Raw genomic sequence first — 23,664 nt, 5'->3', positions numbered from 1 at the left:
ACCTCTCCCCGCAAAGAGCGGGGAGAGGTTGCAGCACCGCCGCCGCACCACAGTGCACTCCCCCTCTTTAGGGCCGCCAGCAACAGGCAGAGTGAGCAACACCCATCGTGGAAAACCGGGACAGCCTCCGCAAAGCGGTAGGACCGTCCGGGCAAATTGGCTAGTTTCCGCGCCATGACGATCCAGCAGCCCATCTCCGCCCCGATTCCGCAAGAGTCGGTATCCTCGGCCGTGCCCGCCGAGGCGCCGGCCAAGCTCACGCCGATGATGGAGCAGTATCTCGACATCAAGGCCGCGCATCCCGGGCTGATGCTGTTCTACCGGATGGGCGATTTCTACGAGCTGTTCTTCGAGGACGCCGAGGTCGCCTCCAAGGCGCTCGGCATCGTGCTCACCAAGCGCGGCAAGCATCAGGGCCAGGACATCCCGATGTGCGGCGTGCCGGTCGAGCGCTCCGAGGACTATCTGCATCGATTGATCGCGCAGGGCATCCGCGTCGCGGTCTGCGAGCAGATGGAGGATCCGGCCGCGGCGCGGGCACGCGGCAACAAGAGCGTGGTCAAGCGCGGCGTGGTGCGCGTGGTGACGCCGGGCACGCTGACGGAAGACAACCTGCTCGACGCGCGCGCCAACAACTATCTGCTGTCGATCGCGCGCAGCCGCGGCTCCTCCGGCGGCGACCGGCTCGGGCTCGCCTGGATCGACATCTCGACCTCGGACTTCATCGTCACCGAATGTGCCTTCGCCGAGTTGACGGCGACCTTGGCGCGGATCAATCCGAACGAAGTCATCGTCTCCGACGCTCTCTACTCGGACGAAGCGTTCGAGCCGGTGCTGCGCGAGCTCGCCGCGGTGACGCCGCTGACGCGCGACGTGTTCGACGGCGCCACCGCCGAGCGGCGGCTGTGTGATTACTTCGCCGTCGCCACGATGGACGGGCTCGCCGTGCTGTCGCGGCTGGAAGCCACCGCGGCCGCAGCCTGCGTCACCTATGTCGAGCGCACCCAGATCGGCCAGCGCCCGCCGCTGGCGCCGCCCGCGCGCGAGGCGACCGGCAGCACCATGGCGATCGATCCGGCGACCCGCGCCAATCTCGAGCTGACGCGCACGCTCGCCGGCGAGCGGCGCGGCTCGCTGCTCGACGCCATCGACTGCACGGTCACCTCGGCCGGCTCCCGTCTGCTCGCGCAGCGGCTCGCCGCGCCGTTGACGGAGCCGGCGCAGATCGGCCGCCGGCTCGATGCCGTCAACGTGTTCGTCGCCGACAGCGCCGCGCGCGAGGACATCCGTTCGATCCTGCGCGGCGCGCCGGACATGACACGCGCGATGGCACGGCTGTCGGTCGGCCGCGGCGGCCCGCGCGATCTCGCGGCCTTGCGCGACGGCATCCTCGCGGCCGACCAGGCGCTGGCGCGGCTGTCCACGCTCGACCAGCCGCCGCAGGAGGTCGCATCGATCATGGCGGCGCTGGCGCGGCCGGCGCGCGCCCTCGCCGACGAATTCGCCCGCGCGCTCGACGAGCAGCTGCCGCTGATCAAGCGCGACGGCGGCTTCGTCCGGGTTGGCTATGACGCGACGCTCGACGAGACGCGCAATCTGCGCGACGCCTCCCGCCTCGTCGTCGCCTCGATGCAGGCGCGCTATGCCGACCAGACCGGCGTGAAGGCGCTCAAGATCCGGCACAACAACGTGCTCGGCTATTTCGTCGAGGTCACCGCGCAGCACGGCGACAAGCTGATGTCGGCCCCGCTGAACGCGACCTTCATCCATCGCCAGACATTGGCCGGCCAGGTGCGTTTCACCACCTCGGAGCTCGGCGAGATCGAGGCCAAGATCGCCAATGCCGGCGAGCGCGCGCTCAATCTCGAGCTCGAGATCTTCGACCGGCTCTGCACGCAGGCGCTCGCGATCGGCGACGATCTGCGCGCGGCTGCGCATGGCTTTGCGATGCTCGATGTCGCGACCGCGCTCGCCAAGCTCGCGGTCGACGACAACTACGTCCGGCCCGAGGTCGACGGCTCGCTCGGCTTCGCGATCGAGGGCGGCCGTCATCCTGTCGTGGAGCAATCGCTGAAGCGCGAGGGCCAGCCGTTCATCGCCAATTCCTGCGATCTGTCGCCGACTCCAGGACACAAGAGCGGCCAGCTGTGGCTGCTGACCGGCCCGAACATGGCGGGTAAATCGACCTTCCTGCGCCAGAACGCGCTGATCGCGTTGCTGGCGCAGATCGGCTCGTTCGTGCCGGCGAGCCGCGCCCGCATCGGCATCGTCGACCGGCTGTTCTCGCGCGTCGGCGCCGCCGACGATCTGGCGCGCGGGCGCTCGACCTTCATGGTCGAGATGGTCGAGACCGCGGCGATCCTCAACCAGGCCGGCGAGCGGGCGCTGGTCATCCTCGACGAGATCGGCCGCGGCACCGCGACGTTCGACGGCCTCTCGATTGCCTGGGCGGCGATCGAGCATCTGCACGAGAGCAACCGCTGCCGCACGCTGTTCGCGACGCATTATCACGAGCTCACCGCCCTCGCCGCCAAGCTGCCGCGGCTGTTCAACGCCACGGTGCGCGTCAAGGAATGGCAGGGCGACGTGGTGTTCCTGCACGAGGTGCTGCCCGGCTCCGCCGACCGCTCCTACGGCATCCAGGTCGCGAAGCTCGCCGGCCTGCCGCCGGCCGTGATCAGCCGCGCCAAATCGGTGCTGGCGAAACTGGAGGCCGCCGACCGCGGCCAGAACGCGCGCGCGCTGGTCGATGATCTCCCGCTGTTCGCGGTGCCCTCGCGCGCGGCCGTGGAGCCCGCGATGTCGAAGGAGACCGAGGAGCTGATCGCCGCGGTGAAGGATCTGCATCCCGACGAGATGACGCCGCGCGAGGCGCTGGATGCGCTGTATCGGCTGAAGGCGAAACTACCGAACAAGTAGTCGCTGTCATTCCGGGGGGCGCGTCAGCGCGAGCCCGGAATCCATCTCTCCTCGACATATGCGGCCCGATGGATTCCGGGCTCGCGCTTTGCGCGCCGCGGAGTGACAGCGGGCGTGGGGAGGCAGCGTGTCCCAAAACTCTCCGTCATTGCGAGCGCAGCGAAGCAATCCAGGGCTCGGGTGGGACTCTGGATTGCTTCGCTGCGCTCGCAATGACGGAGCAGAGAGCTGGGAACGTAGGGTGGGCAAAGACGCGGAGCGTCGTGCCCACCATGTCGAGCACGTGCCGCGGTTGGTGGGCACGCTTCGCTTTGCCCACCCTACGCAGCTTGCCTCGCCGCTTTTCTTCGCCCCAGCGCCCACAGGCCGAGATTCCAGCCGACGCAGGTCGCCAGTGCGCCGCTTAGGCCCGCGACGGCGCCGAGATGCAGGCTGCCGAGATGCAGCACGATGACGGCGAGCGAAAAGCCGATCAGGCCCCAGGCGCCGTTGGCCATGACGGCGGCCGTGGCGGGGCCGCCGATGCGGGGCTGCAGGATCAGCATCATCGAGGTGAAGACGATCGGGAATAGCGCGAGGATGCCGGACACGCTAGGGCCGGCCCAGCCGGAGACCGAGGTGACGGTGGCGACGAGCGTTGCGACCAGGGAGGCGCGCAGCGGCACGTCGTACCAACGTCGGGTGATCAGCGGCATCTTGGCGTGGCGATAGCGTGCGAGCAGCGGCAGGCAAATCGCGAAGGTGATGATGTTGGCGATGACGCCCATCGGAAGCGTCCACTGCACGCTCTTGATGAGGGATGCGAGACCGAGCCACACCGCGACCGCGGTAGCGCTTGCGACAAGCACGCTATGGCGCTGCGCCAGCACGGCATAGGCGAGGCTGAGGAAGATCGTCGCGGCATTGATCGGCAGGCTGGTCAGGGCTCCTTCCGCGATGAAGGCCGCGTCATGATCGAGCGCCAGGAAGACGTAGGTCGGGCCGGCCGAGATCGGCAGCGTCGCGACGAGTGCGCCGATCACGGGGCCGGTGCGCTCGGCGATCATCGAGGCAGATACAACGAACGACGCCGCGATCGCCATGCGCAGGCCGAGGACGAGCAGGAAGGACGGATCGAGGGACATGTTCAGCCGTCGTCCCGGGCAAGCGGAGCGCGGCGGTGCGCAAGCATCGCCGTGGGGAGCGCCGACCCGGGACCCATAACCACAGGCGGTTATGGGTGAGAGAAGATCGGAGTGACCAGCGGGGCCAGCCATCACCGACGGTGGTTATGGGTCCCCGCGTTCGCGGGGACGACACCGTTGCTAGAAGCTACGCCGCCACCCGCTTCAAGCTGACCGACACCTTCGGGCCGTTCTTGATGGTCTGATAGACCACGCAATAGCGCTCGGTGAGCTTGAGCAGCAGATCGAGCTTGTCTTGGGGCGCATCGGTGTCGACCTCGAAGCGCAGGCGGATCTCCTGGAAGCCGACCGGGGCCTCCTTGTCGACGCCGAGCGTGCCGCGAAAATCGAGATCGCCTTCGGCCAGCACGAGGCCGCTCTTGAGCGGGACCTCGACGGCGGTCGCGACCGACTTCAGGGTGACACCGGCGCAGGCGACCAAGGCTTCCAGCAGCATGTCGCCGGAGCACAGCTCCAGGCCAGAGCCGCCGGTGGCGGGATGCAGGCCGGCCACCGCCAGCGCGCGGCCGGTCTCAAGCTTGCAGGTCAGGCCGTCGCCGCCGACCTCGCCCTTGGCCTTCAAGGTGATCACGGCGGCGGAGGGGTCAGCCTTGTAGCGTTCCTTGATCGGCGCCTGCATGGCGCGCAGCTCGGCAGCATCCATTGTCGTTCTCTCCCGGAGTCATTTCGGGACAGATGTACCGGGCGATCGCTCAGATGTCACCACCACAGCCCGCCGCCGGGCTCACGCCTGCCCTGCGCATCCGGCACCGTCCGGTCGAGCGAGCGGTCGAGCGCGGTCAGCACGTGGCGCTTGAACTGCTCGAACAACGGCGCATTGCGGTCGCGCGGCCGCGACAGATTGATGGTGATCTCCTCGAACAGCCGCCCGGGATGCGGCCGCATCACCAGCACGCGGTCGGCCAGCACCACCGCCTCCTCGACGTCGTGGGTCACCAGCACCAAGGTCGGGCGCGTATCGGCCCAGAGGTCGAGCAGATGGTCCTGCAGGTCTTTGCGCGTGAAGGCGTCGAGCGCGGAGAACGGCTCGTCGAGCAGCAGCACCTCCGGCTGCGCCACCAGCGCACGCGCAATCGCGACGCGCTGCGCCTGGCCGCCGGACAGTTCGCGCGGCCAGACCTTGGCCTTGTCGGCGAGGCCGACGCGATCCAGCGCGCGCGCCACACGTTCGCGGCGTTCGGCCGCCGGCAGCTCGGACAGGCCGAAGCCGATATTGTCGGCAACCGTCAGCCAGGGCAGCAGCCGCGGCTCCTGGAAGATGATGCCGACCTTGGCATGCGGCGCCGCGATCGCTTCGCCATCGAGCGTCACGCTGCCTGCGCTGGCGCGGTCGAGCCCGGCAATGGCGCGCAGCAACGTCGACTTGCCGCAGCCGGAGCCGCCGATGATGGCGATGATCTCGCCGAGCTGGATCTCGGACGAAAACCGCTCCAGCGCGTGGACGCCGTTGGGATAGACCTTGGTAACGGCTTCGAGCTGCAGCATCAGGCGGTCCCGCTCTGGCGCGCAAAGCTGTCCTGCCAGCGCAGCAGCGGCGCGGTCGCGATCTCGAGCAACCAGTCCGTTGCCTTGCCGATGATCGCAAAGATGACGATGGCGGCGACGATCTGCGCCGGCTTGCCGAGCTGCTGGCCGTCGATCAGGAGGTAGCCGAGACCTTCGGAGGCGCCCATGAACTCGGCGGCGACGACGAACATCCAGCCCAGGCCAAGGCCGACGCGCAGCGCCACGACGTAAGCCGGGAGCACCGCAGGCAGCAGGATGCGGCGGATCATCGCCGGGCCGGACAGGCGGAAGACGCGGCCGACCTCGACGATCTTGCGGTCGACCGACAGGATCGCGCCGGTCAGGCCGAGATAGACCGGAAAGAACACGCCGACCGCGATCAGCGCCACCTTGGAGGTCTCGAAGATGCCGAGCCACAGGATGAACAGCGGCACCCAGGCGATCGACGGGATCGCGCGCAGCGCCTGGATGGTCGGATCGACCAGTCGGCGGGCCAGGCTCCAATAGCCGCAAATGCCGCCCAGCAGGGTGCCGGCGGCGACGCCGAGGCCGAAGCCGATGCCGACGCGGGAGAGCGTCATGGTGATGTGGCGGGTCAGCTCGCCGGAGCGGGCGAGCTCGGCGATGGTGGTGAAGACTTTTGACGGCGGCGGCACCAGGCGGCCGTTCGACCAGCCGGCCCAGACCGCGAGTTCCCAGGCGAGTGCGAGCGACAGCGGCAGCAGCAGCCCAAGCAGCGGGCGCGCCAGGCGGATGAGCCGGGGCTGTTGGGCGGTTTGCGGTGTGGCCGCCGCGGCGGGCGCCTGGAGTTCGACGGTCATGGTCATAGTGAGAACAGCGTCTCGGGTGGGAATGCAAGGCGTGGTGATGGCGGAGGCCGCTGACGGGTCTGAGCGCGCGCCTATCAGGGTTGAGCCAACAGCGGCGCCACAATCTCGGTGTCGTCCCGGCCCCCGCGCCGGGACCCATACTCCGCGGCGGGTGCGGTGAGGCGCGATGCCGCTCCAGCGTGCCTCACAACACCTTCACGGAGTATGGGTCCCGGATCTGCGCCCGCCAACGCTGGCGCGTCGGCGGGCTTGTCCGGGACGACACCGATTTTTTATAGCGCCACCGGTTTTGTTGCGCTCACCTTGCGGGACAGCGCGGGTTGCAGGCAAGCGCGAGCGTCGGCGTGGGCGCGCGCACAAGCGCGAGCGTAGGCCGCCCTAGTTCGTCGGCAGCGGCACCTGGTCGTCGATCAGCGCGTCCAGCGTCGCCTTCACGTCGACCTTGGCATCCACCACGCCGGCCTGCTGCAGCGCGAGCCCCGCGGCGAGGATGGAATCCCGCTGCGGCGCGCCGATCCGGCTGTGGGTGAGTTCGGTGCGCTCCTTGAGCTGCTTGTCGACGACCGTTTCCGGCAGCTTGGTGACGGCAATGAACGTCTTCTTCAGGTCGTCGTAATTCGCCAGCGCATCCTTGCGCGCGACCTCATAGGTCGCCAGCACGCGGCGGACGATCTCCGGATTGTCCTTCAAGAACTGCTCGCGGACATTGAGGATGCCCCAGGTGTTGGCGTCGGCCTTGCGGTAGAACAGTTTGGCGCCCTCCTCGACCTCAGCCTGCGCCATCATCGGATCGAGCCCGGCCCAGGCGTCGACGTCACCGCGGATCAGCGCGGCCTTGCCGTCGGCATGCTGCAGCAGGACGGGCGTGATGTCCTTGTCGGTCAGCCCCGCTGACAGCAGCGCACGAACGAGGAAGATGTGCGGATCGGTGCCGCGGGTCACCGCGACGCGCTTGCCCTTGAGGTCGGCCACCGAGGCGATCTTTGAGTCCTTGGCCGTCACCAGAGCGGTCCATTCGGGCCGCGAATACACGTAGATCGACTTGATCGGGTTGCCGTTGATCCTGGCGACCAGCGCGGCGGAGCCGGCGGTCGAGCCGAAATCGAGCGAGCCGGCATTGAGGAACTCGAGCGCCTTGTTGGAGCCGGCCGACTGCACCCAGGTGATGCTGATGCCGTCCTTGGCGAACTCCTTCTCCAGGAGACCCTTCTGCTTCAGGACCAGCGACACCGGATTGTAGGTCGCCCAGTCGATCCTGATTTCCTTCGCCGGCTCCGCGGCTGCTGCAACGCCGCATCCCAGTAGAACCACGGCCGCGAGCCCGGCTAGTCCCCGCCTCGTCCATCCACCCATCGTCAACCTCCTCAAGCCTAAAACATTGGTGTTGTTTCAAGGTGTTATGCCAGGGCTCAACGAGAATTGTTTTTCCTTTCGGCTGACCCCTCCAGCACGATCATCATCCGCCAACGACCGGTGGCAGCATGGAATGATTGCTGCATCGGAAGTTTCGTGACAGCACAGGCCTTGTTCGATACCGGTTGCATCCATGGACAGCGTCGCTCCCCAATCTCATCCCGATGGCCTCACCGATTTCGACAGCGCCGGCATTGCGGCTGCCGTCGACGCCCTGGCCAAGCAGCACTCCGGCCGGGAGGACATGTTCCGCGCCGCGGTGGTGCAATTTCTCAAGGCCGAACTGGTCAAGGCGCGCGCGGCGGCGCAGGCGCAGCTGCTGAGGGATCGGCACGGAAGGCGTTGCGCGGAGCAGCTCTGCTTCGTCCAGGACGAGATCATCCGCATCCTGTACGCCGCGGCCACCCAGCACCTGTATCGCTCGGAGGTGCCGAGCGGCGCCGAGCGCATGGCGGTGGTCGCGACCGGCGGCTACGGCCGCGGCCTGATGGCGCCGGAGTCCGACATCGATCTCTTGTTCATCCTGCCCTACAAGCAGACCGCCTGGGGCGAGCAGGTCGCCGAGGCCATTCTTTATTCGCTGTGGGACATGGGCCTGAAGGTCGGCCACGCCACCCGCTCAGTCGACGAGTCGATCCGCCAGGCGCGCGGCGACATGACCATCCGCACCGCCATCCTGGAGACACGCTATCTCGCCGGCGACAAGCCGCTGTATGACGAGCTGGTCGCACGCTTTGACAGCGAGGTCGTGCAGGGCACCGCGGCAGAATTCGTCGCCGCCAAGCTCGCCGAGCGCGAGGAGCGGCATCGCCGCGGCGGCCAGTCGCGCTATCTGGTCGAGCCGAATGTCAAGGACGGAAAGGGCGGCCTGCGCGACCTGCACACGCTGTTCTGGATCGCCAAATATGTCTACCGCGTGCGAGAGACCGCCGAGCTGGTCGAGCGCGGCGTGTTCGACGCCCATGAATACCGCACCTTCCGGCGCTGCGCCGACTTCCTGTGGTCGGTGCGCTGCAACCTGCACTTCGTCAGCGGGAGGCCCGAGGAGCGGCTGTCGTTCGACCTCCAGCGCGAGATCGCGGTCCGGCTCGGCTACACCAGCCATCCGGGCATGCAGGACGTCGAGCGCTTCATGAAGCACTACTTCCTGGTCGCCAAGCAGGTCGGCAACCTCACCGCGATCCTGTGCGCCAAGCTGGAGGATCAGCAGGCCAAGGCAGCGCCGGTGCTGAGCCGGATGATCTCACGCCTGACCACCGGCTCCACGTGGCGCCGCGTGCCGGAGAGCGAAGATTTCATCGTCGACAACAACCGCATCAACCTCGCCGCGCCCGACGTCTTCAAGCACGATCCGGTCAACCTGATCCGCATCTTCCGCTTGGCGCAGAAGAACAACCTCGCCTTCCATCCCGACGCGATGCGCGCAGTGACGCGCTCGCTCAACATGATCAACACCGAGCTGCGCGAGGATCCCGAAGCCAACCGGCTGTTCATGGAGATCCTGACCTCCAACGACGCTGAGACCGTGCTGCGGCGGATGAACGAGACCGGCGTGCTCGGCCACTTCATCAGCGCCTTCGGCCGCATCGTGTCGATGATGCAGTTCAACATGTATCATCACTACACGGTCGACGAGCACCTGATCCGCTGCATCGGCTTCCTGCAGGAGATCGAGCGCGGCGGCAACGACGAGTTCGTGCTCGCCTCCGATTTGATGCGCAAGATCCGGCCCGAGCACCGCGCCGTCATCTACATCACGGTGCTGCTGCACGACGTCGCGAAGGGCCGGCCGGAGGATCACTCGGTCGCCGGCGCCAAGATCGCGCGGCGGCTGTGCCCGCGGCTCGGCTTCAACAATGCTGATACTGAGCTCGTCGCCTGGCTGATCGAGGAGCATCTGACGATGTCGACGGTGGCGCAGTCGCGCGACCTGTCGGACCGCCGGACGATCGAGAAGTTCGCCGCCGTGGTGCAGTCGGTCGAGCAGATGAAGCTCTTGACCATCCTGACCACCGCCGACATCCGCGGCGTCGGTCCGGGCGTCTGGAACGGCTGGAAGGCGCAGCTGCTGCGCACGCTGTACTACGAGACCGAGCCGGTGCTGACCGGCGGCTTCTCCGAGGTCAACCGCGCCAAGCGCATCACCGCGGCGCAGGCCGAATTCCGCAACGCCTTCACCGACTGGCCGGAGGACGAGCTCAACACCTATATCGGCCGGCACTATCCGGCCTATTGGCTCAAGGTCGAGCTGCCGCGCAAGATCCGCCATGCCCGCTTCGTGCGGTCGAGCGAGGATGCCGGCCACAAGCTCGCGATCAATGTCGGCTTCGACCCCGCGCGCGGCGTCACCGAGCTGACGATCTTCGCGATGGACCATCCCTGGCTGCTGTCGATCATCGCGGGCGCCTGTGCGTCTGCCGGCGCCAACATCGTCGACGCCCAGATCTACACCACCACCGACGGCCGCGCGCTCGACACCATCGCGATCTCAAGGGAATATGAGCGCGACGAGGATGAGGGGCGCCGCGCGACCCGGATCGGCGAGACGATCGAACAGGTGCTGGAAGGCAAGCTGCGGCTGCCCGATGCGGTGGCGAGGCGGACCACGCGCGGCAAGCAGCACAAGGCATTCTCGGTCGAGCCTGAGGTCAGCATCAACAATCAATGGTCGGAGCTCTACACGGTCATCGAGGTGTCCGGCCTCGACCGGCCCGGCCTGCTCTACGAGCTGACCACGGCGATCTCAAAGCTGAACCTGAACATCGCCTCGGCCCATGTCGCCACCTTCGGCGAGCGCGCCCGCGACGTGTTCTACGTCACCGATCTGCTGGGCGCGCAGATCAACGCGCCGACCCGGCAGGCCGCGATCAAGAGCGCGCTGCTGCATCTGCTGGCGAGCGAGGACGCGGCGGCACAGCCGGCGGCTTGAGTCTGCGTTGTAAGCACCGGAGCGGCTTGAGCCGCTCCGAGCAGAGTTGATGGACAAGACCGGCAACGTTGCCGGCACGGCTTGGGGGAGCCGAACCATGGCATTGATTGCAAATATCGTCGTCGGCCTGATCGGCCTGCTGCACGTCTACATTCTCGTGCTCGAGATGTTTCTCTGGACCAAGCCGGCCGGCTTGCGCGCCTTCAACAACACGCCGGAGCGCGCCGAGGCGACCAAGGTGCTCGGCGCCAACCAGGGCCTCTACAACGGCTTCCTCGCCGCCGGCCTGTTCTGGGGCCTCGCGCACCCGGCGCCGGCGTTCGCGTTCCAGATCAAGATCTTCTTCCTGCTCTGCGTCCTCGTGGCGGGGCTCTATGGCGCCGCCACCGCCAGCCGCAAGATCATGTTCATCCAGAGCGTGCCCGCCGCGATCGGGCTGGTGCTGGTCTGGTTGGCCGGTTGAGCCGGGCCGCATCTCCACAACCGCTGTCGTCCCGGACAAGCCGTGACGCGCATCAGCGCGTCACGGCGCCGATCCGGGACCCATAATCCCGGGCAGCGTTCGAGGCAGGATCGCCACTCCGAGTCTTCGCCACACGACCCCCTGTGGCTATGGATCCCGGCTCGGCGCCCTGTCGTCGCTGCGCGATGCCAGGGCTGGGCCGGGACGACACTGAGGTTGTTGAGCCGGCTGGGCTCGCAACGGCGCGTTTCGGCGGAACCGCCGCACCCACCCTCCCCTCGCCTTGCGTCCGCCCAGCCGATCCTCCACACTCCCGCCCAGCGATGGCGCCCTCCGGGTAGACCAGCCGCATAAAACATCAGGAGGAACGATAGACCCCATGCGACAGGGAATTTTCCGTCTTGCAGGGGCGGCCGCGTTGGCCGTCACCCTCTCCGTCACGTCAGCCCAGGCTCAGAAGAAATACGATCCCGGCGCGTCCGACACCGAGATCAAGGTCGGCCAGACCGTGCCGTTCTCGGGTCCCGCCTCGGCCTACGCCTCGATCGGCAAGACCCAGGCCGCTTATTTCAACATGATCAACGAGCAGGGCGGCATCAATGGCCGCAAGATCAAGCTGATCCAGTATGACGACGCCTATTCGCCGCCGAAGGCCGTCGAGCAGGTGCGCAAGCTGGTCGAGGACGACGAGGTGCTGCTGACGTTCCAGATCATCGGCACGCCGTCCAACGCCGCCGTCCAGAAATACCTCAACGCCAAGAAGGTCCCGCAACTGTTCGCGGCGACCGGCGCCACCAAGTTCACCGATCCGAAGAACTTCCCCTGGACCATGGGATACAATCCCAACTACTTCACCGAGGGACGCATCTACGGCCAGTACATTCTGAAGGAGCATCCCAGCGCCAAGATCGGCGTGCTCTATCAGAACGACGACCTCGGCAAGGACTATCTCAACGGCATCAAGGCCGGCCTCGGTGACAAGGCCTCATCGATGATCGTTGCGGAAGCCTCCTACGAGGTCTCCGATCCCACCATCGATTCGCAGCTCCTCAAGCTCAAGGCGGCCGGCGCCGATCTCTTGTTCTCGGCCGCGACGCCCAAGCAGGCCGCGCAGGCGATCAAGAAGCTGCACGAGCTCGACTGGCACCCGGTGCACATCGTCGACATCAACGCGACGTCGGTGGGAGCCGTGCTGCAGCCGGCGGGGCTGGAGGCGTCCAAGGGCGTGATCTCGGTCAATTACGGCAAGGACCCGCTCGATCCGCAGTGGAAGGACGATCCGGGCATGAAGCGCTATTTCGAGTTCATGGCCAAGTACTATCCGGACGGCGACAAGAACTCGAACTTCAACACCTATGGCTATGGCAATGCCGAACTGCTGGTGACCATCCTGCGGATGTGCGGCGACAACCTCACGCGCGAGAACGTCATGAAGCAGGCGGCGTCGCTGAAGGACGTCGTCGGCGATTTGTCGCTGCCGGGCATGAAGATCAACACCTCGCCCACCGACTATCGCGTCAACAAGCAGCTGCAGATGATGAAGTTCAACGGCGAGCGCTGGGAGCTGTTCGGCCCGATCCTGGAGGACAAGGGCGCGGCGGGTTAGTTCGCCTGCCACGGTCCTGGTTGGTGCTGCCACGACCTCAATCCACCTCTCCCCTTTCGGGGAGAGGTCGGCGCGCAGCGCCGGGTGAGGGGCTGCTTCCACACGATAAGTCAGGCCGCAGCCCCTCACCCGGATTGCATCTGACGATGCAATCCGACCTCTCCCTCCGGGAGAGGTGAAGCTCGGTCGCCGCACCATCATGCAACCTCTCGCCACGCTTATGACCGGCGAACAAAACATCGGTACGGGGCTGCGCGCAGGCGCAGCCCTTTTGCATTGCGGCACGAAAATGCGCCGGTTGGTCGCTCCTACAAGCGTTGCCTTGTCGACTTGCTTCCTCCACACTCGCGTGCAGCGATGGCAACATAACAACCAAGAAGAACCATCGACAAACATCACCGGAGGGAGGACTCGCATGAGAACGTCACTGTTCGGTCTCGTCGGCGTGAAGTCGTGTGCAATCGCGCTTGCCGCGTCGCTGACCGTCGCACTGCCTGCATCATCCGCCTACGCCCAGAAGAAATACGACACCGGCGCCGCCGACACCGAGATCAAGATCGGCCAGACCGTGCCGTTCTCCGGCCCGGCGTCGGCCTATGCCGGCATCGGCAAGACCCAGGCCGCGTATTTGCGCATGATCAACGAGAAGGGCGGCATCAACGGCCGCAAGCTCAATCTGATCCAGTATGACGACGCCTATTCGCCGCCCAAGGCGGTGGAGCAGGTGCGCAAGCTGGTCGAAGGCGACGAGGTGCTGTTCACCTTCCAGATCATCGGTACGCCGTCGAACGCCGCCGTGCAGAAATATCTCAACGCCAGGAAGGTGCCGCAGCTCCTGGCCTCGACCGGCGCCTCGCGCTTCACCGACCCACAGAACTTCCCCTGGACCATCGCCTATAATCCGAACTACCAGTCGGAGGGGCGGATCTACGCCAAATACATTCTCGCCAACCACCCCAACGCCAAGATCGGCATCCTCTACCAGAACGACGATCTCGGCCGCGACTACATCGCAGGCCTGCGCAGCGGCCTCGGCAGCAAGGCCGACAGCATGATCGTCTCGGAGGCCTCCTACGAGCTGTCTGATCCGACCGTGGATTCTCAGATCGTCAAGCTGAAGGCGTCCGGCGCCGACCTGCTCTACAACGCCTCGACGCCGAAATTCGCCGCGCAGGCGATCAAGAAGTTGGCCGATCTCGGCTGGAAACCGGTGCACATCCTCGACATCAATGCGAGCCCGGTGTCCGCAACGTTGAAGCCGGCCGGGCTCGACATTTCCAAGGACATCATCAGCACGAACTACGGCAAGGACCCGGCCGACCCGCAGTGGAAGGACGATCCGGGCGTGAAGGCCTATTTCGAGTTCATGGACAAGTATTATCCGGAAGGCGACAAGCTCAACACCGTCAACACCTATGGCTATTCGACGGCGGAGCTTCTGGTACAGATCCTGCGCCAGTGCGGCGACGATCTCACGCGGGAGAACGTGATGCGGCAAGCGGCCAGCATCAAGGGCTACGTCCCGAGCCTCGCGCTGCCCGGCCTCTCCATCAACACCTCGCCGACCGACTTCCGCATCAACAAGCAGATGCAGATGATGCGCTTCAACGGCGAGCGCTGGGAACTGTTCGGCCCGATCATCGAGGATACGGGGGCGGCGGGGTAGCCCTCGGCGCGTCCACACCCATCGCTGTCATGCCCGCGCAGGCGGGCATCCAGTACGCCGCGGCGTCTCGGATCATCACAACCGCCGCGGAGTACTGGGTCACCCGCCTTCGCGGGTGACGACACTGGTTGTGACGGCGACGGCCATCGCCCCGCATAGGCGGATCAATCACCACTGACGCTCGCCAGGTCGCGCTGCTTGACAACCCGGTCGATCAGGCCCCAGTCCAGCGCCTCCTCCGCCGTCATGAAGTGGTCGCGGTCGAGCGTGCGCTCGACATCCTCATAGCTGCGGCCGCAATGCTCGGCATAGAGCCTGATGACGCGGCGCTTGGTCTGCTCCATCTCCCGGGCGTGGATCAGAATGTCGGACGCCTGCCCCTGGAAGCCGCCGAGTGGCTGATGGACATGGAGGCTCGCATTGGGCAGCGCGGTCCGCTCGCCTTTCTCTCCGGCCATCAGCAGGAACGAGCCCATCGAGCGCGCCGTGCCCATGCACACGGTATGCACCGGCGCCTTGACGAACTGCATCGTGTCGTACATCGCGAGCCCGCTGGTGATCACGCCGCCGGGCGAATTGATGTAGAGATGGATCGGCCGCTTCGGGTTCTCGGCTTCGAGGAACAGCAACTGCGCGCAGACCAGCGCGGACACGGTGTCGTTGACCTCGCCGTTGAGGAATACGATCCGCTCGCGGAGCAGCCGCGAATAGATGTCGAAGGAACGTTCTCCGCGGCTGGATTGCTCGATGACCATCGGGACGAGCTGCATCGTTTCGCGCATCGGCGACCTCCAGACCGGTTGGTTTTGGTAAAGACGTGAGGGCTCAGGCGGCGCGCATCAGGCTGCGCGCGTTGCTGTTCGCCGCCTGCGGTATCTGCCGTAGCAGCGTCGTGGCGGGGAGCCCGTGGATGATCCTGAGCCGCGTCCCGCCGTCGGCATTGGGCGTGAGCTGGAAGGTCACGATGCTTTCGAGGTAGGGCGGCTCGTCGTCGCGCATGCGGTAGCGGACTTCTTCGCCTGAGATCGAGGAGATGGGCGCGGCATCGGCGAGGTCGCCTGACGGCAGCCAGGTCTCGCGCAGCGCTGGACTGCTGAGGGCGCGCCAGACTTTCTCCGGCGGCGCGTCGAGATCGTAGTCGAGAACGAGGTTGTCGCTCTGCTGGTCAGCGTCGAGATCGCTCATTGATCCATGTCCTTCAGCAAGGTTTTCAACGCATCGACGCGTGACGGCCAGTAGGCGCGGTACTTCGAAAGCCAGCGCGCGATCAGCGCCAGGCCATCCGGATCGACCTCGTAGTTGACGAAGCGGCCCTGCCGTTCTTCCCGCACCAGCCCGGCATTGCGCAGCACCGCCAGGTGCTGCGACATCGCCGGCTGGCTGATCGTGAGCCCCTCGCGCAGCGCGCTGGCATTCATGCTGCCGGCGGCGAGCTTCTCGAAGATCGCGTAACGCGTCGGATCAGCCAGGGCTTTGAAGATGTCGCTCTCGATCATGACGATGGCATAAGCATAGACTTATGTGATGCGCAAGCGGCTATTCCGAGCAGGCCGCACTGGGAGCTGCCTTATCGAATCTCATCTCGGTCTGCCCCGACGCCGCTCCATCATCGGTGTCGTCCCTGCGGACGCAGGGACCCATAACCCCGGGCAGAGTTTGGGGCACGACAGGTTCAACTTACGACCTGCCTCAAGATAGATCACGCGGTATGGGTCCCGGATCTGCGCCCGCTGACGCGTTGCGTCAGCGGGCTTGTCCGGGACGACAGCTTGCCAGGATCGCAAGCTTCACAACCGGTCATGGAGGATGGGGTTGCTGCCAAGGCGGCTCGGTGCCTCGCCTGCAGGAATATCACCCCGGCACCTCGCCAAAGTTCTTCCCGATCGGCAGCACCGCATGCCGGATCAGCCGCGAATCCTCCACCGCGGCCTGCCGATGCTTCACCGCCTCGGATCGTGTCCCATAGAGTGGTGTAGCTGGCATGGTGGATCACCGGGCGATTCCGGTGCGGGCCGAGCTCGTCAGCCTGCCACGGCGGGCAGGCCGGCAATGGGATCATCGCTCAAAGGCGCGATGGTTTCCAGCGTCATGTAGCGGGCGCGCTGGACGGCCCACTCGTCGTTCTGCTCGAGCAGGATCGCACCGACGAGACGGACGATTGCTTCCTCGTTTGGGAAGATGCCGACGACCTCGGTGCGGCGCTTGATCTCGCCATTGACCCTCTCGATTGGATTGGTCGAGTGCAGCTTGGCGCGGTGCTGTGCCGGGAAGCTCATATAGGCGAGCACGTCAGGCTCGGCCTCATCCATGAGGGCGGCGAGCTTGGGCACGTTGGGACGGATCTGGTCGGCGACCTTGCGCCATTGCGCCTTGGCTGCCTCGGCGTCGTCCTGGGCAAAGGCCGTGGCGATGAAGGCGGAGACCACGCGGCGCCCGCTCTTACCGGCATGAGCGAGAGCGTTGCGCATGAAGTGAACGCGACAACGCTGCCAGGTGGCATTGAGCACCTTGGCGACGGTGGCCTTGATGCCCTCGTGAGCATCCGAGATCACGAGCTTCACGCCACGCAGTCCACGGCGTGTGAGCTTGCGCAGGAACGCGGTCCAGAACGTCTCGGCCTCGGACGGGCCGACGTCCATGCCCAGCACCTCGCGCCTTCCGTCGCTGTTGACGCCGATCGCGACGATCACCGCGACCGAGACGATGCGCCCATTCTGGCGCACCTTCACGTAGGTGGCGTCGATCCACAGATACGGCCAGTCGCCTTCGATCGGACGGGCGAGAAAGGCCTTTACCTTGTCGTCGATCTCGCCACAGAGCCGGCTCACCTGGCTCTTGGAGATGCCGCTCATCCCCATCGCCTGCACGAGGTCGTCGACCGAACGGGTCGAGACGCCCTGCACGTAGGCTTCCTGGATCACGGCGGTCAGCGCCTTCTCGGCCATCCGGCGCGGCTCCAGGAAGCCCGGGAAGTAGCTTCCCTTGCGCAGCTTGGGAATGCGCAACTCGACCGCGCCGGCACGCGTTTCCCAGATCCGGTCACGGTAGCCGTTGCGCTGCGCCAGACGCTCGGAGCTCTTCTCGCCATAGGCCGCTCCGGTCAGCCCGGCGACTTCCATCTCCATCAACCGCTGGGCTGCAAAGCCGATCATCTCGCGCAGAAGATCCGCGTCCGGGGCCTTCTCCACGAGCGCGCGAAGGTTCATCATCTCGTCGGTCATCGGTGGTTCCTCGAATCAGGTTGGTGTCAGCAACCCGACCCTACCGGGCAATCGCCGGTGACCACCGCAAAGCCGTCCACCCACTACAGCGCTATGGGGGAGCGCGCGGGCGGACGGCTTTGCTCTACCGAGCTACACCACGCCCGGGGACACGACCCCGCCTCGCGATAGACGGGGTCGCGGATCATCTCGACGAAGGCCTGCACGCTCGGGTATTCCGCAATGAAGCAGTGATCCCAGCGCTCCTCTTGCGGGCCGATCAGCATCAGTTCGAAGCGGCCCTGCCAGATGATGCGCCCGCCGAGGCGTTCGAACACCGGGCCACTGTCGCGGCCGTAGGCGGCATAGGCTTCCGCGCCGCTGACCTTGCGGCCGTCGGGATAGGCGGCCTCCTTGCGCAGCCTCACGAGGTTCAGCATGTGGATCGGACCCGGCCGGTCATTGTCGCGGAACTGCGCGAACACCTCCTTGGTGGGATCGATATGGCCCATGACGTCCCTCGCCTGCTTGTTGTTTACCTCGGCTTAACCATAACGCGGCGTGAACACCGCGGAACTCCTAATTGCGCGTTAAGCTTTTCCTAACTGCCCCTTAAACTCCGGACATTACCGTGGTCGGACGGCAGGGCTCGGGTTGCGTATGGCGCGGGGACGGAAACAGGGCGGCGGCGGTCGCAAGGAGCCGCGTTTCGGCCTTGCGGCGGCGATGGCCGATCTGCGCCTCGATCCCAAGGACCGTATTCCTGCAAGCGAGGACACGCCGAAGAAATCGGCGAAGAAGAAACCGGTGCAGCCGGACGACGAGGACGATGTGCCGGCGCGCGAGCCGAAACCCACCCCACCGAAATCAAAGCCTGCCCGCGGCAAGTCGCGCTGGGGGATGTCGATCGGCCGCATGGCCTATTGGGCTGTCGTATGCGGCCTGTGGGGCGTGATTGCGCTGGTCGGCGTCGTGATCTGGGCCGGCGCGCATCTGCCGCCGATCCAGTCGCTGGAGATCCCGAAGCGCCCGCCGACGATCGAGATCGTGGGCTATGACGGCACCATGCTGGCGCAGCGCGGCGAGATGGCCGGCGCCAATGTCGCGCTGAAGGATCTGCCGCCCTATCTGCCGAAGGCGTTCATCGCCATCGAGGACCGCCGCTTCTACCAGCATTTCGGCATCGATCCCGTTGGCATCGCCCGCGCGGTGGTCGCCAACATCCTGCATCGCGGCGTGTCGCAGGGCGGCTCGACCCTGACACAGCAGCTCGCCAAGAATCTATTCCTGACGCAGGAGCGCACGCTCGCCCGCAAGCTGCAGGAGGCGGAGCTGGCGCTGTGGCTGGAGCGCAAATATTCCAAGCGCGAGATCCTGGAGCTGTATCTCAACCGCGTCTATTTCGGCTCCGGTGCGTACGGAGTCGAGGCGGCGGCGCAGCGCTATTTCGGCAAGTCGGCGCGGCAGGTCACGGTCGCCGAAGCGGCGATGCTCGCCGGCCTCGTGAAGTCGCCGTCGCGGCTGGCGCCGAACCGCAATCCGGAAGGCGCCGCCAAGCGCGCCCAGACCGTGCTCGCGGCGATGGCCGACGCCAAGTTCATCACCGACGCCCAGGCGCAGGCCCAGATCGCGCATCCCTCCGTGGCGGTGAAGCCGGCCGGCGCCGGCACCGTCAACTATGTCGCCGATTGGATCGGCGAGGTGCTCGACGACCTCGTCGGCCAGGTCGAGGAGTCGATCGTGGTGGAAACCACCATCGATCCGAAGCTGCAATCTGTCGCCGAGGCCGCCATCATCGACGAGCTCGCCGCCAAGAGCGTGAAGTTCAACGTCAGCCAGGGCGCGCTGGTGGCGATGACGCCCGATGGCGCCGTGCGCGCCATGGTCGGCGGCCGCAACTATGCCGACAGCCAGTTCAACCGCGCCGTGACCGCCAAGCGCCAGCCCGGCTCGGCGTTCAAGCCGTTCGTCTATCTCACCGCGATCGAGCAGGGCCTCACGCCGGACACGGTGCGGCAGGATGCGCCGCTCGATCTGAAAGGCTGGCGGCCGGAGAACTACACGCGCGAATATTTCGGCCCGGTGACGCTGACCCAGGCGCTGGCGATGTCGCTGAACACCGTGGCTGTCAGGGTCGGCCTTGAGGTCGGCCCGAAGAACGTCGTCCGCACCGCGCACCGCCTGGGCATCGCCTCCAAGCTCGATCCCAACCCGTCGATTGCGCTCGGCACCTCCGAGGTGTCGATGATCGAGCTGGTCGGCGCCTATGCGCCGTTCTCCAATGGCGGGCTCGCCGTCTCGCCGCATGTGGTGACGCGGATCAAGACGCTCGACGGCAAGCTGCTCTACATGCGCCAGACCGAGCAGGCCGCGCAGGTGATCGAGCCGCGCAACGTCGCGATGATGAACCAGATGATGCAGGAGACGCTGATCTCCGGCACCGCCAAGAAGGCGGAGATCCCGGGCTGGGTCGCCGCCGGTAAGACCGGCACCAGCCAGGATTTCCGCGACGCCTGGTTCATCGGCTACACCGCCCGCCTCGTCACCGGCGTCTGGCTCGGCAATGACGACAACTCGCCGACCAAGAAGGCCACCGGCGGCGGCCTGCCGGTCGAGGTCTGGACCCGTTTCATGCGCGCGGCGCATCAGGGCGTGCCGGTCGCGGCGCTGCCGAACGCGCAGGGCTCGGGCCTGGTGCCGACGCTGGCGCAGATTGCCTCGCAGATCACGGCGCCGTCGGCCCCTGCCTCCAATGCCGCCTATTCGGCGCGCTCACCGGCCCCGAACCCCGGCCGCGGCAACGTCCGGCCCGAGCCGGCGGCCGGCCTCGACGGCTGGCTGGTGGACCGCTTGTTCGGGGGCCAGCGCTGAGCCGATCTCGTTCAACCACAACCACCTCATTCCGGGGCAAGGCCGCAGGCTTCGAATCCGGAATGACGATGAGACGCAGCTTCTCGGCTCGCTGACGCAGCCGAGCCGACACTCGCGTTCTGAAGTATCGTCAGGCTTGGCTGATTAGCCGGCGGCTGCTGCAGCCGGCCGAGTTGCCGGCGATGCTTCGGCCTTGGCGGGCCGTGTCGCCTGCGCCAGGGCACGGCCGACCTGCCGCAGCATCAGGCTTGCACGGTAGGCGCTGTAGTCCAGCAGCCAGCGGCTGAAGGCGCTCGCGGCCATCGGGCGCGCGAACAGGAAGCCCTGCATCGCGTCGCAGCCGAGTTCGGCGAGCAGCTTGCGCTGCGGCTCGGTCTCGACGCCCTCGGCGACCACTTTCACATCGAGGCTCTGGCCGACACGGACCACCGCGGTGACGATCGCCCGCGTGCCCTGGTCGTTCTCGAAATCGCGCATGAAGCTGCGGTCGATCTTGAGCTCGTGGATCGGCAGCTGCGCCAGCCGGCTGAGGCTGGAATAGCCGGTGCCGAAATCATCGAGCGACAGGCCGACGCCCATGTTGCGCAGCTCGCTCATGGTGGCGATCACCGTGGCGCGCTCGTTGAGGATCACGCCTTCGGTGATCTCCAGCATCAGCATCTTCGCCGGCAGGTCGTTGGCCGCCAGGATCTGCGCCACGACCGCCGCCAGGTTGACGTTCTGGAAGTTGATCGGCGACAGGTTGACGGAGATGCAGGGGATGTCGAGCCCGGCGCGGCGCCACGACGCCATCTGCTGGCAGGCTGTCTTGATCGACCACACGCCGATCTGCTCGATCAGCCCGCATTCCTCGGCGAGCGGGATGAACTTGGCGGGCGACACCTCACCCAGCACCGGATCGTGCCAGCGCGCCAGCGCCTCGACGCCATGGATCGCGCCGTTCCGGGTGCAGATCTGCGGCTGGTAATGCAGCGTCAGCGCCTCGCTGGCGATCGCCTCGCGCAGCGCGGTCGAGTGCATCAGCCGCTCCTCGGCGAGCTTGTCGATGTCGGCGCTGAAGAAGCGGTAGGTCGCGCGGCCCGCGCGCTTGGCCTTGTACATCGCCCCGTCGGCCTGCTTGATCAGGGTCTCGATGTCGGTGGCGTTGTCCGGATACAGGCTGAGCCCCATGCTTGCGGACATCGGCACCTGACGCTTGCCGATGGTCAGCGGCATCGCCAGCGCCGCGGTGATCCGTGCCGCCGCCAGCGAGCACTCCAGCGCATCGCGGTTCTGCAGCACGATCACGAACTCGTCGCCGCCGAGCCGGCCCAGCATGTCGCCCGGGCGGATCTGCGCCCGCAGGCGGTTGGCGAAGCCGACCAGGAACTCGTCGCCGGCGGCGTGGCCGAGCGTGTCGTTGACGTCCTTGAAATTGTCGGCGTCGAGAAAGGCGACGGCGAGATGGCTGCCCTCGGGACAGGCCTTGATCGCCTCGGCGATCATCGAGGGAATGCGGGCGCGATTGGGCAGCCCCGTCAGCATGTCGTGATAGGCGACCTGGGAGATCGTCGAGCGGACCTCCTGGCGCTCGATCGCCAGCGCGCCGAGCTGGACGCAAGCCTGCACGATCTGCTCGTGCCAAGGGCTCGGCCCGCGGCATTCCCGGAAATAGAAGGCGAAGGTGCCGATGACGCGACCGTCCTTGCCCTTGATTGGAGTCGACCAGCAGGCGTGCAGGCCGGCGCCCAGCGGCCCGGACTTGTAGGGCTGCCAGCGCGAGTCGGTGTCGATGTCGCGCGCCAGCACCGGCTCGCCCAGATAGGCCGCGGTTCCGCAGGAGCCGACATCCGGCCCGATGGCCACGCCATCGAGGCTCTCGGAATAGGCTGTCGGCAGGCTGGGCCCGCCGAGCGGATGAATCTTGCCCTCGGAATCGACATGCAGGATCGAGCACACGACGTCGGGGGCCAGCTCCTCGACCCGGCGGCACAACTGGTCGGCGATCGTCGTGATGGACAGATCGGACGCGAGCGACGACATGATCAGCTGCTGCAGCGAGCGCAGCTGCTTGGTCTCCCGGATGTCGCTGAGCAGGCCGACCAGATATTTGACCTTGCCGTGGCGGCTGCGGTGCGCCTTCACATGCGCCGTCGTCCAGATCTCGTGGCCCGCCTTGTCATAGATCAACAGGTCTTCCTCGACGCCCTGGTCATCGACGATGCACTGCTTCAATCGCTGGACGAGCACAGGGTCGGTACAGGGGCCGACCAGCAGCTTCTCCACCTGCTGTCCGAGCGCCTCCTCAGCGGAGTAGCCATAGATGCTGGTGAAGGCGGCGTTGGTGTAGAGGATGTTCAGGTCGTGATCGGCCACCACGACCGCACGATTGCTGCGGTCGGCGACCGACGTCATCAGGGCGTTGCGCTCGCGCAGCTGCACCTCGGACGTGACGTCGCGCATCAGCACGAGCGAGCGCACCGGCGTCGGGCCGGCCGGGAGTTCGTAGCGGGTCAGGTGCACGCGGTTGCGAGAGCCGTCCTCATGGCGGATCGTCAGCTCACAGGCAAAATCGGCCTCGTCACGCGCGGGCTGGGTGTCCGCCGCATCGTCGGCCGGCTCCTCGTCCTCGAGCGGCGCGGGCATCGCGTCCGCAGGCACGCCCAGATCCGCGAGTTCGGCCCCGATCAGGGTAGCCAGATCGCGCCGCAGCAGCGCAGCGGCGGCGTTGTTTGCGTGATGGACGCGGCCACGCGCGTCGAGAAAGAGGATCGCTTCGGAAGCACGCTCGAGCGCGGCCGAGAGCAATGGAGCGGACGCGGCCGGTTGAAACTCGCTTGCAAGCATCGTTCGATTCGAGGCGCGCTGCACGTTTCGAGAGAAAACGATCAGCACTTGGGTTGCAGCGAACGCCCTGACTGCTGCCGGGGGCGTCACCTTGGGGGGTTGATCAAGCTCGAATCTGAGAGGTCGTCGTTACAGCCACGTTAAAGCGCTGCTGAATTGGACGGTCTCCTCTGGTTGCATGTGAGGAGGCTTAAGAATTCGATAGCTGATGGATCGCTTCTGCTGCGATCGCGGAACTCAAACAAATGGCC

At 66.3% G+C, this 23,664-nt stretch carries 17 protein-coding genes and 1 pseudogene; 6 read left to right on the top strand and 12 right to left on the bottom strand.

Annotated features, from left to right (window positions below; all coding sequences use genetic code 11):
• The first annotated feature begins 174 nt into the window (after positions 1–174).
• Positions 175–2,919, top strand: coding sequence for a DNA mismatch repair protein MutS (gene mutS, locus BRAD285_RS35040; RefSeq protein ID WP_087877712.1), 2,745 nt, complete (start codon positions 175–177; stop codon positions 2,917–2,919).
• A 320-nt stretch (positions 2,920–3,239) separates the two neighbouring features.
• On the opposite strand, the gene BRAD285_RS35035 is transcribed toward mutS, so the two are convergent.
• The 5 genes from BRAD285_RS35035 to BRAD285_RS35015 all read right to left on the bottom strand — a co-directional run bounded on the left by BRAD285_RS35035 (position 3,240) and on the right by BRAD285_RS35015 (position 7,792).
• Entirely contained in the window at positions 3,240–4,043 is an 804-nt protein-coding gene (locus BRAD285_RS35035) for a hypothetical protein (RefSeq protein WP_006611507.1), read from the bottom strand.
• Positions 4,044–4,230: 187 nt separating this feature from the next.
• Positions 4,231–4,746, bottom strand: a complete 516-nt coding sequence (locus tag BRAD285_RS35030) for an OsmC family protein (RefSeq protein ID WP_006611508.1) — start codon at positions 4,744–4,746, stop codon at positions 4,231–4,233.
• A gap of 56 nt (positions 4,747–4,802) precedes the next feature.
• Positions 4,803–5,588, bottom strand: coding sequence for an ABC transporter ATP-binding protein (locus BRAD285_RS35025; RefSeq protein WP_006611509.1), 786 nt, complete (start codon positions 5,586–5,588; stop codon positions 4,803–4,805).
• Entirely contained in the window at positions 5,588–6,436 is an 849-nt protein-coding gene (locus BRAD285_RS35020; RefSeq protein WP_006611510.1) for an ABC transporter permease, read from the bottom strand. Before BRAD285_RS35020 ends, BRAD285_RS35025 begins: the two co-directional genes overlap by 1 nt.
• A gap of 381 nt (positions 6,437–6,817) precedes the next feature.
• Positions 6,818–7,792: an aliphatic sulfonate ABC transporter substrate-binding protein gene (locus BRAD285_RS35015; protein WP_006611511.1), complete on the bottom strand. Its 975-nt coding sequence runs from the start codon at positions 7,790–7,792 to the stop codon at positions 6,818–6,820.
• 193 nt (positions 7,793–7,985) lie between these two features.
• On the opposite strand from BRAD285_RS35015, the gene BRAD285_RS35010 reads away from it, so the two are divergent.
• The 4 genes from BRAD285_RS35010 to BRAD285_RS34995 all read left to right on the top strand — a co-directional run bounded on the left by BRAD285_RS35010 (position 7,986) and on the right by BRAD285_RS34995 (position 14,516).
• Complete coding sequence (locus BRAD285_RS35010; RefSeq protein WP_006611512.1) at positions 7,986–10,781, top strand: [protein-PII] uridylyltransferase; 2,796 nt, start codon at positions 7,986–7,988, stop codon at positions 10,779–10,781.
• A gap of 97 nt (positions 10,782–10,878) precedes the next feature.
• Positions 10,879–11,244 (top strand): DUF1304 domain-containing protein, encoded by a 366-nt coding sequence (locus BRAD285_RS35005; protein WP_006611513.1) that lies wholly within the window; start codon positions 10,879–10,881, stop codon positions 11,242–11,244.
• A gap of 379 nt (positions 11,245–11,623) precedes the next feature.
• Positions 11,624–12,850, top strand: a complete 1,227-nt coding sequence (locus tag BRAD285_RS35000; protein ID WP_006611514.1) for an ABC transporter substrate-binding protein — start codon at positions 11,624–11,626, stop codon at positions 12,848–12,850.
• 415 nt (positions 12,851–13,265) lie between these two features.
• Complete coding sequence (locus BRAD285_RS34995) at positions 13,266–14,516, top strand: ABC transporter substrate-binding protein (RefSeq protein WP_006615142.1); 1,251 nt, start codon at positions 13,266–13,268, stop codon at positions 14,514–14,516.
• Positions 14,517–14,680: 164 nt separating this feature from the next.
• On the opposite strand, the gene BRAD285_RS34990 is transcribed toward BRAD285_RS34995, so the two are convergent.
• The 6 genes and pseudogenes from BRAD285_RS34990 to BRAD285_RS34965 all read right to left on the bottom strand — a co-directional run bounded on the left by BRAD285_RS34990 (position 14,681) and on the right by BRAD285_RS34965 (position 18,228).
• Entirely contained in the window at positions 14,681–15,298 is a 618-nt protein-coding gene (locus BRAD285_RS34990; protein WP_006615141.1) for an ATP-dependent Clp protease proteolytic subunit, read from the bottom strand.
• A 43-nt stretch (positions 15,299–15,341) separates the two neighbouring features.
• Entirely contained in the window at positions 15,342–15,701 is a 360-nt protein-coding gene (locus BRAD285_RS34985) for an SRPBCC domain-containing protein (RefSeq protein WP_006615140.1), read from the bottom strand.
• Entirely contained in the window at positions 15,698–16,012 is a 315-nt protein-coding gene (locus tag BRAD285_RS34980; RefSeq protein ID WP_006615139.1) for a helix-turn-helix transcriptional regulator, read from the bottom strand. The genes BRAD285_RS34985 and BRAD285_RS34980 overlap by 4 nt, the downstream gene beginning before the upstream one ends.
• Before the next feature lie 355 nt (positions 16,013–16,367).
• Positions 16,368–16,466 (bottom strand): annotated as a pseudogene (locus tag BRAD285_RS34975) (DUF1330 domain-containing protein); the annotation flags it as partial.
• Between the two features lie 71 nt (positions 16,467–16,537).
• On the bottom strand, positions 16,538–17,737 hold the full coding sequence (locus tag BRAD285_RS34970; RefSeq protein ID WP_087877580.1) for an IS256 family transposase: 1,200 nt from the start codon (positions 17,735–17,737) through the stop codon (positions 16,538–16,540).
• A gap of 83 nt (positions 17,738–17,820) precedes the next feature.
• Positions 17,821–18,228 (bottom strand): DUF1330 domain-containing protein, encoded by a 408-nt coding sequence (locus tag BRAD285_RS34965; protein ID WP_244563572.1) that lies wholly within the window; start codon positions 18,226–18,228, stop codon positions 17,821–17,823.
• 148 nt (positions 18,229–18,376) lie between these two features.
• On the opposite strand from BRAD285_RS34965, the gene BRAD285_RS34960 reads away from it, so the two are divergent.
• The gene (locus BRAD285_RS34960) at positions 18,377–20,587 is read left to right on the top strand and encodes a transglycosylase domain-containing protein (protein WP_035646265.1); all 2,211 of its coding nucleotides are present in this window, start codon (positions 18,377–18,379) and stop codon (positions 20,585–20,587) included.
• Between the two features lie 144 nt (positions 20,588–20,731).
• Here BRAD285_RS34960 and BRAD285_RS34955 read toward each other — a convergent pair whose 3' ends face one another.
• Positions 20,732–23,413 carry an EAL domain-containing protein gene (locus BRAD285_RS34955; RefSeq protein ID WP_006611795.1) on the bottom strand — a complete coding sequence of 894 codons (2,682 nt, stop codon included), beginning with the start codon at positions 23,411–23,413 and terminating at the stop codon, positions 20,732–20,734.
• Between the last annotated feature and the right edge of the window lie 251 nt (positions 23,414–23,664).

The organism is Bradyrhizobium sp. ORS 285 (genome assembly GCF_900176205.1).
GTDB lineage: Bacteria > Pseudomonadota > Alphaproteobacteria > Rhizobiales > Xanthobacteraceae > Bradyrhizobium.
The sequence above is the reverse complement of the archived record's forward strand: the minus strand, read 5'-3'. Positions and strand labels throughout refer to the sequence as shown.